Genomic DNA, 16,251 nt, shown 5'->3' with positions numbered 1-16,251 from the left:
GCCTCCCACCCACCCGCCCCCGGCCGCCGCCAGGGGGCGCGCGCCTGTCGTTTCGCGCGAAAGGGGGGAGCGTGCGCGCTGGATCTCGCGAACCGGAACCTGCCGGCGAGCCGACCTCGGCCGCGGCGTCCGGGCCACGCGCGCCCGGGAGGCGGGGGGAGGGAGCGCCGGACCTGGGCGCGGCCTTCGCGCCCGCCGCTCGGCCGGGCCTTCCGCCCGCCGCGGCGGCCATGCTATCCGCGTCTCATGGCGAGCAGAGCGCAGGCGACCGATGCACCGACCCGATCCGCGGACCCCTCGGGGGGCGCGGTCACGCCGATGATGGCGCAGTACCTCGAGATCAAGTCGCGCCATCCCGACAGCCTGCTGTTCTACCGCATGGGCGACTTCTACGAGCTGTTCTTCGAGGACGCCGTGCAGGCCGCCGCCGCCCTCGACATCGCCCTGACCAAGCGGGGCAAGCATCTGGGCGAAGACATCTCGATGTGCGGGGTTCCGGCCCACAGCCACGAGGGCTACCTTGCCCAGCTGATCCGCAAGGGGTTTCGGGTCGCCGTGTGCGAGCAGCTGGAGGATCCGGCCGAGGCCAAGAAGCGCGGCTACAAGTCCGTGGTGAAGCGCGACGTGGTGCGCCTGGTCACCCCCGGCACCCTGACCGAGGAGGCGCTGCTGGATGCGCGCCGCCACAACCACCTCGCCGCCTACGGGGAGATCCGGGGAGAGGGGGCGCTGGCCTGGCTGGACGTCTCGACCGGCGATTTCCATGTCGCCGACTGTCCGCGAAGCGGGCTCGGTCCGATGCTGGCCCGCCTTGCCCCCTCCGAGGTGCTGATCCCCGAGACCGGCGAGGAGGACCGTGCGCTGGAGGCGCAGGTGGCCGAGACCGGCGCCGCCGCCACCCCTGTGGCGAAGGCCGCCTGGGACAGCGAGGGCGCTCGCCAGCGGCTGGAAAGATTGTTCGGCGTCAAGGCGCTGGACGCGTTCGGCGGGTTCACGCGCGCGCAGCTCTCGGCCATGGGCGCGGCCATCGCCTATGTCGAGCTGACCCAGCGCGGCCAGCTCCCCCTTGTGAAACCCCCGGTGCAGGAGCCCGCCGGCGGGGCCATGCGCATCGATGCCGCCACGCGGCGGAACCTGGAGCTGACCCGCGCGATGTCGGGCGGGCGCGAGGGGTCGCTGCTCGCCTCCGTCGACCGCACCGTCACGGCGGCCGGCGCGCGGTTGCTGGAGACGCGGCTCTCGGCGCCCTCCACCGACCGGGCGGAGATCGCGGCGCGGCTCGACGCGGTGCAGGCGCTGGTCGAGGATCGTCGTCTCGCCCAGGACCTGCGCGACGCGCTGCGCCAGGCGCCGGAGATGGAGCGCGCGCTGACCCGGCTGGCGCTGGGCCGCGGCGGGCCGCGGGACCTCGGCGCGATCCGCGACGCGCTGGCCCAGGCCGGGCGGCTTGCGGAACGGCTGGCGCAGGAGGAACTGCCCGAGCGCCTGCAACTGGCCCGCCAGGGGCTCGAGGGCCACGAGGGCCTGCAGGTCACGCTCGAGGACGCGCTGGTCGCCGAGCCTCCGTTCCTGATCCGCGACGGCGGCGCCATCGCGCCCGGCGCGGACGAGGAGCTGGACGAGGCGCGCGAGCTTCGCGACAAGGGCCGGGGGGTGATCGCCTCGCTGCAGGCCGGATACGCCGAGCGGGCCGGGATCAATGCCCTGAAAATCAAGCACAACAACGTGCTGGGCTATTTCATCGAGGTCAGCGCCACCCACGCCGACAAGCTGCTCAAGCCCCCCCATTCCGAGCACTTCATCCACCGCCAGACCATGGCCGGCGCGGTGCGCTTCACGACGGTCGAGCTCTCGGACCTCGAGGCGCGGATCCTCAACGCCGGCTCCCGCGCGCTGGAGGCCGAGAAGCGCATCTTCGAGGCGCTGCGCGAGCAGACCCTGGCCGAGGCTCCCTCGCTTGCGGCCGCCGCCCGGGCGCTGGCCGAGCTGGACCTCTCGGCCGGCTTTGCCGAGATCGCGGTCGAGCTGGACTGGACCCGCCCGCAGATCGAACCGGGCCGGGCCTTCGTGATCGAGGGCGGCCGGCATCCGGTGGTCGAGCAGGCCCTGCGACGACAAGGCGAGAGCTTCGTGCCCAACGACTGCGACCTCAGCGCCGATGCGCCCGACGGGGCCGCGGCCCTGCCGGTGTGGCTGCTGACCGGTCCGAACATGGCGGGCAAGTCGACCTACCTGCGCCAGAACGCGCTGATCGCCGCGCTGGCGCAGGTCGGAGCCTACGTGCCCGCGGCGCTCGCCCGCATCGGGGTGGTCGACCAGCTGTTCTCGCGCGTCGGGGCGGCGGACGACCTGGCGCGGGGACGCTCGACCTTCATGGTCGAGATGGTCGAGACCGCCGCGATCCTGAACCAGGCCGGTCCCGGGGCGCTGGTGATCCTCGACGAGATCGGGCGCGGGACGGCCACCTACGACGGGCTCTCCATCGCCTGGGCGACGCTCGAGCACCTGCATGACGCCAACCGCTGCCGGACGCTGTTCGCCACGCATTATCATGAGCTTACCGCGCTGGCCGACCGTCTGGACGGGTTGCGCTGCGCGACCATGGCGGTGCGCGAGTGGCAGGGCGACGTGATCTTCCTGCACGAGGTCCGGCCGGGCGCCGCCGACCGCTCCTACGGCGTTCAGGTGGCGCGTCTGGCGGGACTGCCGCCCTCGGTCATCGAGCGGGCGCGCGAGGTGCTCGACGCGCTCGAGGAAGGCGACCGGCAGGGGGGCGGCAAGGCCCGGGCGCTGGTCGACGACCTGCCGCTGTTCTCGGCCGCGCCGCCGCCGCGCAAGGCGCCGGCCGCCTCCGCGCCCTCGGATCTCGAGGCGCGGCTGGAGATGATCGCGCCGGACGAACTGACGCCGAGGCAGGCGCTGGATCTGGTCTACGAGCTTTCGGCGATGCTGCGTCGCGGCGAGGGCGGCGGGTGAGCGCGCCGGCCCGCGCGCATGCCCTTGCGGCCGTTGCGCCGCGGGTTGACATCCGCCTCTCGCACGGTGTTGTGGGGGCGTCGCGAACGACGATCACGGACCAAAACAGCGGAGGGCGTTTCGTGAAGAAAGATGAACTGGTGACCGCGCTGGCGGAAGCGAGCGGCGAGACCAAGGCGTCGGTGACGGCGGTGCTCGGCGCGCTCGGCGGCGTCTCGGAGACCGCGCTCAAGGGCGGCAAGTCGGTGACCCTGCCGGGCGTCGGCAAGCTCGAGGCGGTCGAGAAGCCCGAGCGCGAAGTGCGCAATCCCCAGACCGGCGAGAAGAAGATGGCCGAGGCGCACACCGCGCCGAAGTTCAAGTTCTCGACGACCTTCAAGTCCGCGATCCGGGGCTGAGCCCGGATCCTTCGGCGGACGCGTCACCGGCCGGGGTGGGGGCCGGGACCGTCTCCGCCGACGGGGACTCCGTCGATGGGTCGGCCCCGCGCGGAGGCGTTTCGGGCCGGGTCCACAGGAACAGTGCCACGCAGGCGAGCGTCGCCGCCTGCAGGCAGACGCCCCACCAGGGCACGGCCATCGCCGTGGTCACGGCCACGGCGCCGGCCATCACCACCGAGGCGGTCCACTTGGCTCGCCGTCGGATCACCCCATGGGCCTGCCAGTCGGTGATCGGCGGCCCGAGCCAGCGGTGACCCACCAGCCAGCGATGGGCGCGATCCGAAGATCGGGCGAAGCACCAGGCGGCCGCGAGCAGGAACACCGTTCCCGGCAGGCCGGGAAGGATGACGCCGGCGACGCCGACCGCGACGCACAGCGCCCCGAGAGAGAACCAGAAGATCTTCACCGCCCCGATGTAGGGCGCCCGCGCGCCGCGGGCGAGCCCGGATCGCACGCGATTGCACGCACTCTGTCGCGGCCGCCCGCCGGCTTCCGTCAGGACGGCGCCGCGCGGCCCGGCCCCGGTTCAGCATGTCGTCTCGGCCCGTCGTCTCAGCCCGTCGTCTCAGCTCTCGGGGGGCCAGCGGAACTCGACCCCCGTCTCGCCGTCGGCGGTGACGCGGCCGACGAAGGGGCCCAGGCTGTCGGCCGGCTCCTCGATGGGAAAGGCGACGCTGGCCGTGCCGGGCGTGGCGCAGTCGGCCCCGTGGCCGTCGCGGCGCAGCGTGAACACCGTCTGCGGCGGCAGAGAGCGGGTGGCGATCTGGTTCCAGAACACCGCGTAGGTGCTGCCCTCGCAGGTGGTGGCGAAGCTGACCTCCAGAACCACTTCGGGGCCCCCGATGCTCTCGCGCGGGGTGGCCGAGAGGATCTGCACGTCGTCCCATTCGACCGGCGCGGCCTCGGTGCGGAAATCGGCCCAGGCCGGCGGGCCGGAGGGGGCCGGCGGCTGCTCGGGCGTCGCGCAGGCGGCGAGCGCCAGCAGCGGCGCGGCCAGGAGGAGCAGGGCGGGGGTCTGGCGGGTCATTCGGCGGCTCCGTCTCGGGGACGGAGACAGCAAACACGCCTGGACCCCGGATGGCGAGCCCCCGGGCGCGGGCGCCCCGCGTTCGGACGCGAAGCGTCGCGCGAATGCGACGGATCGGGAGATCTTTCCGTCTTGACCGCACCCCGCGCCGGGCGTATCGGGGCTGCGGGCAAGTCGCCGGGTAAGGGCGAGCGGCGGCTGGCTCAGCAACCTCGCCCTGACGTTGGAGCGCGTCTTATGACGTTCCCCGCCAAGCCGCAGGCCCTGCCTGCGCGTGCAGAATTCTCTTCCGGTCCCTGTCCGAAACGCCCCGGCTGGTCGCTTGAAGCGGTCGCCGCGAAGGCGTGGCTGGGCCGCTCCCACCGCGCCTCGGGCCCCAAGGCGCAGCTCAAGCAGGTCATCGACCTGACCGCCGAGCTGCTGGGCGTGCCCGAGGGCTACAAGGTGGGCATCGTTCCCGCCTCCGACACCGGCGCCTTCGAGATGGCGATGTGGTCGATGCTGGGCGCCAAGCCCGTCGACATCCTGGCCTGGGAGAGCTTCGGCGCCGGCTGGGCCACCGATGCGACCAAGCAGCTCAAGCTCGACGACTGCCGGGTGATCACCGCCGAGTATGGCGAGCTTCCCGACTTCGCGCAGGTGCGCGCCGGGACCGCCGACGTGCTGTTCACCCAGAACGGCACCACCTCGGGCGCCAGGGTGCCGAACCTCGACTGGATCCCCGCGGATCGCGAGGGGCTGGTGTTCTCCGACGCCACCTCGGCGGCCTTCGCGCAGGAGATCGACTGGGCCAAGATCGACGTGCTGACCTTCTCCTGGCAGAAGGTGATGGGCGGCGAGGGCGGCCATGGCGTGCTGGTCCTCTCCCCCCGCGCGGTCGAGCGGCTGGAGAGCTACACGCCTCCCCGCCCCCTGCCCAAGATCTTCCGCCTGACCAAGGGCGGCAAGCTGATCGAGGGCGTGTTCAAGGGCGAGACGATCAACACCCCCTCGATGCTCTGCGTCGCCGACGCGCTCGACGCGCTGGAGTGGTTCAGGGAGATCGGCGGCGCCAAGGCCGTGCAGGCCCGCGCCAACGCCAACGCCGACGCGCTGCAGGCCTGGGTGGACGCGACGGACTGGGTCGAGAACCTGGTTGCCGCGCCCGAGGCCCGCTCCAACACCTCTGTCTGCCTGAAGGTGGCGGACCCGGCGGTGGCGGCCCTCGACGACGCCGGCCAGCGGGCCTTCGTCAAGAAGATGGTCACGTTGCTGGAGAAAGAGGGCGCCGCGCTGGACATCAACGGCTACCGCGACGCGCCCGCCGGTCTGCGGATCTGGTGCGGGGCGACGGTCGACACGGCCGACGTCGAGGCGCTGATCCCCTGGCTCGACTGGGCCTTCGCCGCCGCGAAGTCGGAAATGGCCGCGGCCTGATCCTCCGAGAAGGAGACTACTGATGGCCGAAGCGCGCATCGACGCGCCGTTCGGACCGGTGACGCTGTCGTCGCCGGTCGGAGCGGTGGGACCGATCGGTCCCGCCCACCCCGAACTGCCCGAGGGCCTTTCGGTCGACGCCTGCATGACCGGCGAGATCGAGATCGCCTTCGGCGAGGGGGAGGTCATCGAGATCACCTTCGGCTGCAAGCTGGAGCGCGGCGTTCGCTGCACGACGGACGACGGCGAGTTCTTCGCCGGCTGGCTCGTCGAGACCAAGGGCGTGGCGGGGTGCTTCGGCTTCCGCGACGTCGACTGGTTCCAGATGCACCACGACATCGAGATGGTCTCCTTCGCCAATTCGAAGGCGGGCACCACGCTGCGCCTTCGCTCCCCTCGCACCCAGGTCGTCCGGGTCCCCTTCGGGGCCGCCTGGAAGACCGGTTCCGACATGGACGCGGGAACGACCGCCGCCAGCCAGGCCGTCGACCGCGCGCTGCCCATCTGAGGACCCGCACATGCCCAAGGTTCTGATTTCCGACGCCCTTTCGGACGCCGCCGTCCAGATCTTCCGCGACAACGGCGTCGAGGTCGACTTCCAGCCCGCGCTGGGCAAGGACCCCGAGAAGCTCGCCGAGATCATCGGCAACTACGACGGGCTGGCCATCCGCTCGGCCACCAAGGCGACCGCGGATCTGCTGGCCAAGGCCGACAACCTCAAGGTCATCGGCCGCGCCGGCATCGGCGTGGACAACGTCGACATCCCCGCGGCCTCGGCCAAGGGGATCGTGGTGATGAACACGCCTTTCGGCAACTCGATCACCACCGCCGAGCATGCCATCGCGATGATGTTCGCCTGCGCCCGCCAGATCCCCGAGGCCGATGCGTCCACCCGCGCCGGCAAGTGGGAGAAGTCGAAGTTCATGGGCGTCGAGATCACCGGCAAGACGCTGGGGATCCTGGGCTGCGGCAACATCGGCTCGGTCGTCGCCTCGCGCGCCATCGGCCTGAAGATGAAGGTCGTCGCCTACGACCCGTTCCTGAGCCATGAGCGCGCGCAGGAACTGGGCGTCGAGAAGTTCGACGACCTCGAGGCGCTGCTGGCCCGCGCCGACTTCGTCACCCTGCACATGCCCAAGACCCCGCAGACCGCCAACATCCTCTCGGCCGAGCGCATCGCCAAGATGAAGCCCGGCGCGCGGCTGGTGAACTGCGCCCGCGGCGGCCTGGTGGACGAGGAGGCGGTGGCCAAGGCCCTGCACGAGGGTCGTCTCGCCGCCGCCGCCTTCGACGTCTTCGACAAGGAGCCGGCCAAGGAGAACGTGCTGTTCTCGGCCCCCAACTGCGTGTGCACCCCGCACCTGGGCGCCGCCACCTCCGAGGCGCAGGAGAACGTGGCCCTGCAGGTGGCCGAGCAGATGTCGGACTACCTGATGAAGGGCGCGATCTCGAACGCGATCAACGCCCCCTCGGTGACCGCCGAGGAAGCCCCGCTGCTCAAGCCCTGGATCGCCGTGTGCGAGAGCCTGGGCGGCTTCGCGGGCCAGGTGACCGAGACCGCCATCACCTCGATCGAGATCGAGTATGTCGGCCGCGTCGGGCAGCTGAACCTCAAGCCGCTGACCGCCACGCTGGTCGCCTGCCTGATGAAGCCGCTGGTCGGCGAGGGCGGCGTCAACATGGTCTCGGCCCCGGTGGTGGCGCGCGAGCGCGGCATCAAGATCTCCGAGACGCGCAAGGACGCGCAGGGCGCATATGGCTCCTATGTGCGGCTGGTGGTGACGACCGAGAAGCAGACCCGCTCGATCGCGGGGACGGTGTTCTCGGACAACAAGCCCCGGATCATCCAGATCAAGGGCATCAACCTCGAGGCCGATCCCTCGCCGTTCATGCTCTACACCACCAACAACGACGCGCCGGGCTACATCGGCTCGCTGGGCGCCAAGCTGGGGGAGCTGGGGATCAACATCGCCACCTTCGCGCTGGGCCGCTCGGACAAGGGCGGCGAGGCGATCGCGCTGCTGGGCGTGGACGAGCAGCTGACCGAGGCGATGGTCGGCCAGATCCGCGACCTGCCGCAGGTGACCCAGGCCAAGGCGATCCGGTTCTGATCGCCGGGCGCCGTGGCCTGCGGGTCACGGCGCTCCATTCAGTGGGATGAATTTCCGCTGCGTTAACGGTAAAATGGCTTTCGTCGCGGCAATCTCGTGCTACGAGGCGCTGCGCAGATGCGGCGGAGGACCGAAGGGTTCTTCGCCGTAGTCATTCAAGGGGATGATTTCGGCGCGCCGGGGCGGAATCCTGGTCGCCCGGCCGCTGCAAAGCAGAGGACGTCCGCGACATGGCCAAAGGCAAAGGCAAGAAACAGACGCTCGTGGAGCTGTTCGAGGGGGGAAGCCTCGCGGATCTGATCGAGAACGGCCTGGTCCAGGGCGACCTGCGCAGCAAGGACATCTCCAAGAAGTCCCTCCTGTTGCGGAGCGATACGGTCGACGGCCTGCAGCTGGAGCTCTCCGGCGCCAAGATCAAGTACAACGAGAAGAAGGACAAGTTCGTCGGCGGCAAGATCACCGACTTTGACTTCACGCTCGACGGCCGCTCCGTGGCCGCGATCTCCGACATCAAGATCCCCGTCGCCAAGCTCGAGAAAGCCATCGTCAAGGCCGAGAAGGGCAACTGGAAGCTGCTCGACAAGCTGCTCGGCGGCACGAAGCTGCGGGTCGAGGGCTCGGACGGCGACGACGACGTCATCGGCACCAAGCACGCCGACAAGCTGTTCGGCGGCGACGGCTGGGACCGGCTGACCGGCGACAAGGGCAAGGACCTGATCGACGGCGGCGCGGGCCTCGAGGACCAGGTCGACTACGGGCGCGAGGGCGGCAAGAAGGGCGTCACCGTCAACCTCACCGCCGGCAAGGCCAAGGACACCTACGGGAACACGGACACCCTCAAGGACATCGAGGAGGTCATCGGCACCCGCAAGAACGACAAGATCATCGGCAACGACGCCGAGAACTACTTCATCCTCGACAAGGGCGACGACTACGTCGACGGCAAGGGCTCCGGCTACAACCAGGTGGCCTATCACTGGGAGCGGGGCGGCGCCGGCATCGTCGTCGACCTCGAGGCCGGGACCGCCACCGACACCTACGGCGACACCGACACGCTGGTGAACATCAACGTCATCCGCGGCTCGGAGTGGGACGACCTGATCGAGGGCAGCGACGCGGGCGAGGTGTTCCGCGGGCTCGCCGGCGACGACACGATGGACGGCAAGGGCGGCGTCGACGAGGTCCGTTATGACCGCGACGCCAGCTACGGCGGCGACTCGGGCGTCTACGTGAACCTCGCCGAGGGGACCGCCACCGACGGCTTCGGCGACACCGACACGATCCTGAACTTCGAGCGGGTGCGCGGCACCGTCTACGACGACGCGATCATCGGCAACGCCGCCGACAACCGCCTGCGCGGCTATGCCGGCGACGACGGCTTCGTGGGCGGCGCGGGCGACGACGAGATCGACGGCGGCGCGGATTCCCATGACGAATACGACCTCGTCGACTACAGCCAGGAGAGCGGCGGCGCCGGCGTCACCGTGAACCTCGCCACCGGGATCGCCACCGACACCTTCGGCGACACCGACACGCTGATCTCGATCGAGGAGGTGATCGGCACCGACCAGGACGACGTCATCGTCGGCAACGAATACGACAACTGGTTCGTGCTGGGCGCGGGCGACGACTCGGTGGACGGCGGCTCGGCCGGCTTCGACCAGGTCTCGTATTCCTCCGAGACGGGCGGCGCGGGCGTCACGGTCGACCTCGAGGCCGGGACCGCCACCGACACCTACGGCGACACCGACACGCTGACGAACATCAACGTCATCCGCGGCTCGCAGTGGGACGACACGATCCTGGGCGACGCCGAGGAGAACACCTTCCGCGGCCTGGAGGGCGACGACACCCTGGACGGCCGCGGCGGCGTGGACGAGGTGCGCTACGACCGCGACGCGCGGACCGGCGGCACGGCGGGCGTGACCGTGAACCTCGCCGCCGGCACGGCGGTGGACGGCTTCGGCGACACCGACACGCTGATCTCGATCGAGCGGGTGCGCGGCTCGGACTCCGGCGACACGATCATCGGCGACGACGGCGACAACCGGTTCGAGGGGCTGGGTGGCGACGACATCCTGACGGGCGGCGGCGGCGCGGACATGTTCCGCATCCGGTCGGCCGACCTCGGGGTCGACACGATCACGGACTTTGCCCAGGGCGAGGACGAGATCCGGCTCGACTTCGTCTCCGACTTCTCGGAGCTGTCGATCTCCGAGAACGGCGACCACGCCATCGTCAGCGGGCCCGGCGGGTTCTCGCTGCGGGTTGAGGGTGACTTCGCCGGCCTGAGCGCGGACGACTTCGACCTCTGATCCCGGGCGCCGCGCGGCCGGTCCGCGCGGCGTCGCGTCAGCGACGCGCCGGCGACGGGGGCTCGACGCCCCCCGAGCCGGCCACCTGGCCCCAGGCGCCCGCGGCGAAGCTGCCGGGCAGGTCCGGCGCCTCCGTCTCGCGCCCGCCGGCGGGGACGTGCTCCACCGGCTGCGGTCCGGGCATCTCGGCGCCCTCCGGCGTCACCCCCAGGCTCTCGAACCGCCGCGCCGCCGGCAGGACCCGCGATTGCAGCGACCCGACCGCCCGGTTGTAGCGCTCGACCGCCTGGCGCAGTCCGCGGCCCACCCCGTCCATGTGCCCGCCAAAGGTGTTCAGCCGGTCATAGAGCTCTCGCGCCTGGTCGGCGACCTCGCGGGCGTTCCTGGCCAGCACCTCCTGCTGCCAGCCGTAGGCGATGGATTTCACCAGCGCGATCAAGGTGGTGGGCGAGCACACCAGCACCCGCGCCGCCAGCGCCGTCTCGAAGATCTCGGGGTCCTGCTCCATCGCGGCCGAGTAGAACGCCTCCCCCGGCACGAACAGCACCACGAAGTCCGGCGTCTCGGGCAGGGCGTTCCAGTATTCCTTGGCGCCCAGCTGGCGGACATGGGTCTTGAGCTGGCGGGCGTGCCGCGCGAGCGCCTCGGCCTGGGCGGCGGGCTCGGTCGCCTCCAGCGCGGTCAGGTAGGCGTCGAGCGGGGTCTTGGCGTCGACCACCACCGATTTCCCGCCAGGCAGGCGGACCAGCGCGTCGGGGCGGCGGCGGCCGTCCTCGGTGTCGAAGCTGTGCTCGGTGAGGAAGTCGACATGCTCCATCATCCCGGCCATCTCGAAGACCTGACGCAGCTGGTACTCCCCCCAGCGGCCGCGGGTCTTGGGCGCGCGCAGGGCCTGGACCAGGCGGCCGGTCTCGGAGTTCAGCCGCGCCTGCCCCTCGGCCAGCGCCTGCACCTGGGTGCGGATGGCTCCATAGGCGTCGTGGCGGGCCTTCTCGATCTCCCCCACCGCCGTCTCGAACTTGCCGAGGTTCTCGCGGATCGGCAGCAGCAGCCCCTCGATCGCTTTCTGCCGGCGGGCCAGGTCCTCGTCCGCGGTCTGCTTGTGCTGGTTGAAGCGCTCGGAGACGAGGCCGAGGAAGCTCTCGGCGTTGCGGCCCAGCGCGTCGGCGGCGAGCGCGGCGAACTTCTGCTCGACCTCGCCCTCCATCCGCCGCAGCTCCTCGACCCGCGCGCCATGCTGGCGACGTTCGGTCTCGAGCGCGGACTTCAGTTCGGCGCGGGTCTCGGCGGCCTCTGACAGGCGCTCGCGCAGGGCGCGGATCTCGGCCTCGGCGGCCTCGAGGCGCCCGGAGCGGGCCTCGGACACCGCCAGCTCCCGGTCGAGCGCGGCGGCGTCCTCGCGCGCCTCGACCAGCGCGCCCTCGGCCCGGTCCGCCCGCCGCCGCGCCGGGCGCGCCGCGACAAGCCACAGCGCGCCCGCGCCGAGGGCCAGCCCGAACGCCAGCCAGAGGGGCGGCATGCCCGCCCCCTCCCCGGCCCAGGCCCGAAGCGAGGCAAGAAGTTGCGATCCCGCCTTCACCGCGTCATCCATCATCTTGCGGTCCCTCCGCTTTTCACCACCATATGATGAAGCCGATAGGCCCGCCACGCAATGCCCGCGCCCCGCCCCGCCCCCGCGACGAAACCGGGGATGGGAACCGGGCGGGGGATGGGTTAGAACCGCGCCCGTTTGCGATCCCGAAAGCAGGAGCAGCCGTCATGGCCAATGTCGTCGTCGTCGGCGCCCAGTGGGGCGACGAAGGCAAAGGGAAGCTCGTCGACTGGCTCAGCGAGCGGGCCGACGTGATCGTCCGTTTCCAGGGCGGCCACAACGCCGGCCACACGCTGGTGATCGATGGCGTCACCTACAAGCTCTCGCTGCTGCCGTCCGGCATCGTGCGCGAGGGCAAGCTGTCGGTGATCGGCAACGGCGTGGTGCTCGATCCCTGGGCGCTGATCGCCGAGATCGAGAAGCTGCGCGGCCAGGGCGTGACGGTCGAGCCGTCCAACCTGATGATCGCCGAGAACGCGCCCCTGATCCTGCCCGTCCATGGCGAGCTGGATCGCGCGCGGGAGTCCCAGAACTCGACCGCCAAGATCGGCACCACCGGCCGGGGCATCGGCCCGGCCTATGAGGACAAGGTCGGCCGCCGGGCGATCCGCGTCGCGGACCTGGCGGATGCGGCGACGCTCGAGGGCCGCATCGACCGCCTCCTGACCCACCACGACGCCCTGCGCCGCGGCCTGGGGCTGGAGGAGATCGACCGCGCCGCGCTGACCGCGCAGCTCCACGAGATCGCCGGGCAGATCCTGCCCTACGCCCAGCCGGTCTGGAAGATCCTGGCCGAGCGTCGCGCCGCCGGCGACCGGATCCTGTTCGAGGGCGCCCAGGGCGCGCTGCTCGACATCGACTTCGGCACCTATCCCTATGTCACCAGCTCGAACACGCTGGCGGGCATGGCGGCCACCGGCTCGGGCATGGGCCCGTCCGCGGTGAACTACGTGCTGGGCATCGTGAAGGCCTACACCACCCGCGTGGGCGAGGGGCCGTTCCCGACCGAGCTGCACGACGCCGACGGCCAGCGCCTGGGCGAGCGGGGCCGCGAGTTCGGCACCGTCACCGGGCGCAAGCGCCGCTGCGGCTGGTTCGACGCGGCGCTGGTGCGCCAGACCTGCACGACCTCGGGCGCCACCGGCATCGCGCTGACCAAGCTCGACGTGCTGGACGGGTTCGAGACGCTGAAGATCTGCACCGGCTACCGGCTGGACGGGAAGGTCATCGACTACCTGCCCATCGCCTCGGAGCAGCAGCGACGCTGCGAGCCGATCTACGAGGAGATGGCGGGCTGGTCGGACTCCACCGCCGGCGCCCGCTCCTGGGCGGATCTGCCGGCGGCCGCGGTCAAGTACGTGCGCCGGGTCGAGGAGCTGATCGGCTGTCCCGTGGCCCTGCTCTCGACCAGCCCCGAGCGGGAGGACACCATCCTGGTGACCGACCCGTTCGCGGACCGCTGACGATGGCGCTCGGCTACAAGGCGCGCCGGCGCTGGTCGCTGGTGCTGCTGCTGGTCTGGCTGCCGCTGTTCGTGGTGGCCGCGGTCACCGTGACCGGGCTGTTCGACCGTCCGCCCTTGTGGCTCGAACTGGCGATCTATGTCGCTCTGGGGGTGATCTGGGCCCTTCCGTTCCGCGCCGTGTTCCGCGGCGTGGGGCGGGAGGACCCCGAGGCCGCCCCCGCCTCGTCCCCTGCCCCCGACTCCGATTCTGTCGTCGTCTCGCCGGAATCCGAGGGTGAGGTGGGCGTCCGGAAGGGGTCTTCGGCGGAGTGATTCGCCGCGAGACGCGAAAGCCCAGGCTTTCGCGGCTGCCGCATTGCGACACGAAATCGCCTCAATTCTCCACGCGCGTGCGACGGTTCCGCCCGTTTGAAGGGTGAGGTTCCGGACTTCCGCAGGTGTGTGTGGGATGTGCCGGTCAAGCGACTGCGTGGAGAGTGCAACCGCGAGACAAGCTGGGGGTGATGCGACCGCCCGGAACCTCGCTTCAGGGTTGGGGGACCCCGAATTCCCTGGATCGTGCCACATACCGCAGGTTTGGCAAGTGTTAATCGATGCTGAACACGAACCGTCTCTCAGGCGGCGACACAGGCTTCTGCTGTGCTCTCGTAGCGGAAGGGCACAAAATAGACGCAATCGTTGGCAAGGGTGCGGATTGTAATCTTAACAAGAAATGAACCATGAAACCGGATTGTGCCGCCGTTCATGTCGCGTTAAATTTCTTGGAGATTCGTGGGCGAAACCTCGGTCAAGTCAGACACGAAATTCAGGTGGCCAATCGCGTTCAGCTTGATGATAATCTCCGGCGTGCGTTTGCGTGTGCGCCGGAGCGTGATGACCGGAGGTCGGGATGCGTGTTCTCTTGGTGGAAGACGAGGCGGTGTTGGCTGGACAGGTCCAGCGGGCGCTTGAAAGTGATGGGCGCGTCGTGGACGTCGCCCGCGACGGCGAGGAGGGAAGCTTCCTCGGGTCGACTGAACCCTACGATGCGATCGTTCTCGATCTCGGCCTGCCGAAGAAGGATGGCAACGCCGTCCTGCGCGACTGGCGCGAGGGCGGGATCAAGGCGCCCGTGCTGGTGCTGACCGCGCGCGATTCCTGGCGCGACAAGGTCGCCGGCCTCGACTCGGGCGCGGACGACTACCTCACCAAACCGTTCCAGATGGATGAGCTGCTGGCGCGCCTGCGCGCCCTGATCCGCCGCTCCTCCGGCCAGCCCAACCCGGTGTTCAAGCAGGGCGGGCTCGAGTTCGACACCCGCTCGGGCCGGGTGACGGTGGACGGCCAGCAGGTGCAGCTGACGGCGCAGGAGACCAACGTGCTGGGCTACCTGATCCTGAACAAGGATCGCGTCGTCTCCCGCACCGAGCTGTCCGAGCACGTCTACGGCTACGACACCGAGCGCGACTCGAACACCATCGAGGTGTTCATCGGCCGGCTGCGCAAGAAGCTGGGCCAGAAGATCATCGTGACGATCCGCGGTCGCGGGTATCAGTTCGACGGAAGTTGATCCTTGGGGGCGCTGTCGCTCCGCGCGCGCGCGGTTCTGGGCGGCGCCCTCTGGATCCTCTTCGCTCTGGGCGTCAGCGGCTGGCTGCTGCTGACCGCCTTTGACGGGATCGCGGAGCGCGCCTTCCAGCGTAATCTCTCCGCGCAGCTCGACCAGCTGGAAACCCTGATCCTCACCGGAGCGCTGGAGCGCGACGCCGCCCAGACGCGGCTGGCGAACCCGCGGTATCTGCAGATGGGGTCGGGCTACTACTGGCAGATCGAGCTGCCGGACGGACGGGTCGTCCGCTCGCCCTCGCTTGGGGGCGAGGTGCTGCCGCATTCCGAACTGGCGCTGGGCGAGCAGTCCTTCTACGCCCGCGCGCCCGAGGGATTTCGCATCCTGGTGCTGGTGCGCGCCGTGCGGCCGGGCGATGACGGCACGGTGTTCCGGATCTACGCCGCCGAGGCGGTGGTGCGGCTGAGCCTCGACAAGCTGGAGTTCCGCCGCTCGCTGTTCTCGGCCCTGATCGGGCTGGGGGGCGCGCTGGCGCTGGCGGCCGCGGCGATGACCGGCATGGCCCTGCGCCCGCTGGTCGGTCTGCGCGCGGCGTTCGGCGACTATCGCGAGGGGATCACCGACCGGATCGAGGGGCGCTATCCCTCCGACATCGAGCCGCTGGTCGAGGATCTCAACGACCTGCTCGAGCGCAACGCCAAGATCATCGGCGCCGCCCGCCGGCAGGCCGCGGATCTCGCCCATGCGCTCAAGACCCCCGCGGCGATCGTGCGCAACGAGATCGACGCGATGGACCGCCCCCAGCCCGAGATCCGCGAGGCGCTGGACCGGATCGACGCGCTGATGGTCCGCTACACCGCCCGCGCGCGCCTGGCCGGCGCCAACGCGCCGGGCGCCTCGGCCGAGGTCGGTCCCCTGCTCGGCGGGCTGACGCGGGTGATGGAGCGGGTGCACGCGGACAAGTTCATCGACCTCGACCTCGACGTGCCCCCGGGCCTGCGGGCCAGGGCCGAGGGCGAGGATATCGAGGAGCTGGCCGGCAACCTGATCGACAACGCCTTCAAGTGGGCCAGGGGCGCCGTGCGCGTCGCCGCCAGCCGCGAGAAAGGGGTGGTCGAGATCGTGGTCGAGGACGACGGCCCGGGCATCGCGCCCGAGAATCGCGCCACCGCCCTGCGCGAAGGCGGCCGCCTGGACGAGGCGGTGCCTGGCACCGGCCTCGGCCTCGCGATCTGCGCGGACATTGTCGAGGCCTACGACGGCACGCTGTCGCTGGAGCATTCGGAGATGGGCGGCCTCCTGGCCCGCGTGCGCCTCCCCATCGCCCGCACCGAAGAGAAGTCCGAGACCTGAGCCCGCCGGGC

General features: G+C 70.6%; 12 protein-coding genes and 1 pseudogene. 10 read left to right on the top strand and 3 right to left on the bottom strand.

The window, feature by feature from the left end; translation table 11 throughout:
* The first annotated feature begins 318 nt into the window (after window positions 1-318).
* Together mutS and AAC134_RS19470 are read left to right on the top strand one after the other, a co-directional pair.
* Window positions 319-2,976: a DNA mismatch repair protein MutS gene (mutS, locus tag AAC134_RS19475; protein ID WP_339950795.1), complete on the top strand. Its 2,658-nt coding sequence runs from the start codon at window positions 319-321 to the stop codon at window positions 2,974-2,976.
* A 122-nt stretch (window positions 2,977-3,098) separates the two neighbouring features.
* Window positions 3,099-3,374, top strand: coding sequence for an HU family DNA-binding protein (locus tag AAC134_RS19470; RefSeq protein ID WP_339950794.1), 276 nt, complete (start codon window positions 3,099-3,101; stop codon window positions 3,372-3,374).
* On the opposite strand, the gene AAC134_RS19465 is transcribed toward AAC134_RS19470, so the two are convergent.
* Window positions 3,352-3,870 (bottom strand): YbaN family protein, encoded by a 519-nt coding sequence (locus AAC134_RS19465; RefSeq protein ID WP_339950793.1) that lies wholly within the window; start codon window positions 3,868-3,870, stop codon window positions 3,352-3,354. The genes AAC134_RS19470 and AAC134_RS19465 overlap by 23 nt on opposite strands.
* A gap of 111 nt (window positions 3,871-3,981) precedes the next feature.
* Window positions 3,982-4,443, bottom strand: a complete 462-nt coding sequence (locus AAC134_RS19460) for a hypothetical protein (RefSeq protein ID WP_339950792.1) — start codon at window positions 4,441-4,443, stop codon at window positions 3,982-3,984.
* A 237-nt stretch (window positions 4,444-4,680) separates the two neighbouring features.
* On the opposite strand from AAC134_RS19460, the gene AAC134_RS19455 reads away from it, so the two are divergent.
* The 4 genes from AAC134_RS19455 (at window position 4,681) to AAC134_RS19440 (ending at window position 10,285) form a co-directional block, all read left to right on the top strand.
* Entirely contained in the window at window positions 4,681-5,859 is a 1,179-nt protein-coding gene (locus AAC134_RS19455) for a phosphoserine transaminase (protein ID WP_339950791.1), read from the top strand.
* A gap of 22 nt (window positions 5,860-5,881) precedes the next feature.
* Window positions 5,882-6,367 carry a hypothetical protein gene (locus AAC134_RS19450; protein ID WP_339950790.1) on the top strand — a complete coding sequence of 162 codons (486 nt, stop codon included), beginning with the start codon at window positions 5,882-5,884 and terminating at the stop codon, window positions 6,365-6,367.
* A gap of 10 nt (window positions 6,368-6,377) precedes the next feature.
* Window positions 6,378-7,970 carry a phosphoglycerate dehydrogenase gene (gene serA, locus AAC134_RS19445; protein ID WP_339950789.1) on the top strand — a complete coding sequence of 531 codons (1,593 nt, stop codon included), beginning with the start codon at window positions 6,378-6,380 and terminating at the stop codon, window positions 7,968-7,970.
* 230 nt (window positions 7,971-8,200) lie between these two features.
* Entirely contained in the window at window positions 8,201-10,285 is a 2,085-nt protein-coding gene (locus tag AAC134_RS19440) for a calcium-binding protein (protein WP_339950788.1), read from the top strand.
* 37 nt (window positions 10,286-10,322) lie between these two features.
* On the opposite strand, the gene rmuC is transcribed toward AAC134_RS19440, so the two are convergent.
* A complete protein-coding gene (rmuC, locus tag AAC134_RS19435; RefSeq protein WP_339950787.1) occupies window positions 10,323-11,804 on the bottom strand; it encodes a DNA recombination protein RmuC in 1,482 nt (493 codons plus the stop codon).
* 239 nt (window positions 11,805-12,043) lie between these two features.
* Between rmuC and AAC134_RS19430 the strand changes: the two genes are divergently transcribed.
* The 4 genes and pseudogenes from AAC134_RS19430 to AAC134_RS19415 all read left to right on the top strand — a co-directional run bounded on the left by AAC134_RS19430 (window position 12,044) and on the right by AAC134_RS19415 (window position 16,240).
* A complete protein-coding gene (locus tag AAC134_RS19430) occupies window positions 12,044-13,339 on the top strand; it encodes an adenylosuccinate synthase (RefSeq protein WP_339950786.1) in 1,296 nt (431 codons plus the stop codon).
* Window positions 13,340-13,341: 2 nt separating this feature from the next.
* Window positions 13,342-13,560: pseudogene (locus AAC134_RS19425) on the top strand (DUF2842 domain-containing protein); the annotation flags it as partial.
* A 670-nt stretch (window positions 13,561-14,230) separates the two neighbouring features.
* Window positions 14,231-14,890, top strand: coding sequence for a response regulator transcription factor (locus tag AAC134_RS19420; RefSeq protein ID WP_339950785.1), 660 nt, complete (start codon window positions 14,231-14,233; stop codon window positions 14,888-14,890).
* Window positions 14,891-14,893: 3 nt separating this feature from the next.
* Window positions 14,894-16,240, top strand: a complete 1,347-nt coding sequence (locus tag AAC134_RS19415; RefSeq protein WP_339950784.1) for a sensor histidine kinase — start codon at window positions 14,894-14,896, stop codon at window positions 16,238-16,240.
* Window positions 16,241-16,251: the final 11 nt, after the last annotated feature.

Source organism: uncultured Albimonas sp. (assembly GCF_963977235.1).
Taxonomy (GTDB): Bacteria; Pseudomonadota; Alphaproteobacteria; order Rhodobacterales; family Rhodobacteraceae; genus Albimonas.
This window is presented reverse-complemented; position numbering and strand designations above follow the sequence as displayed.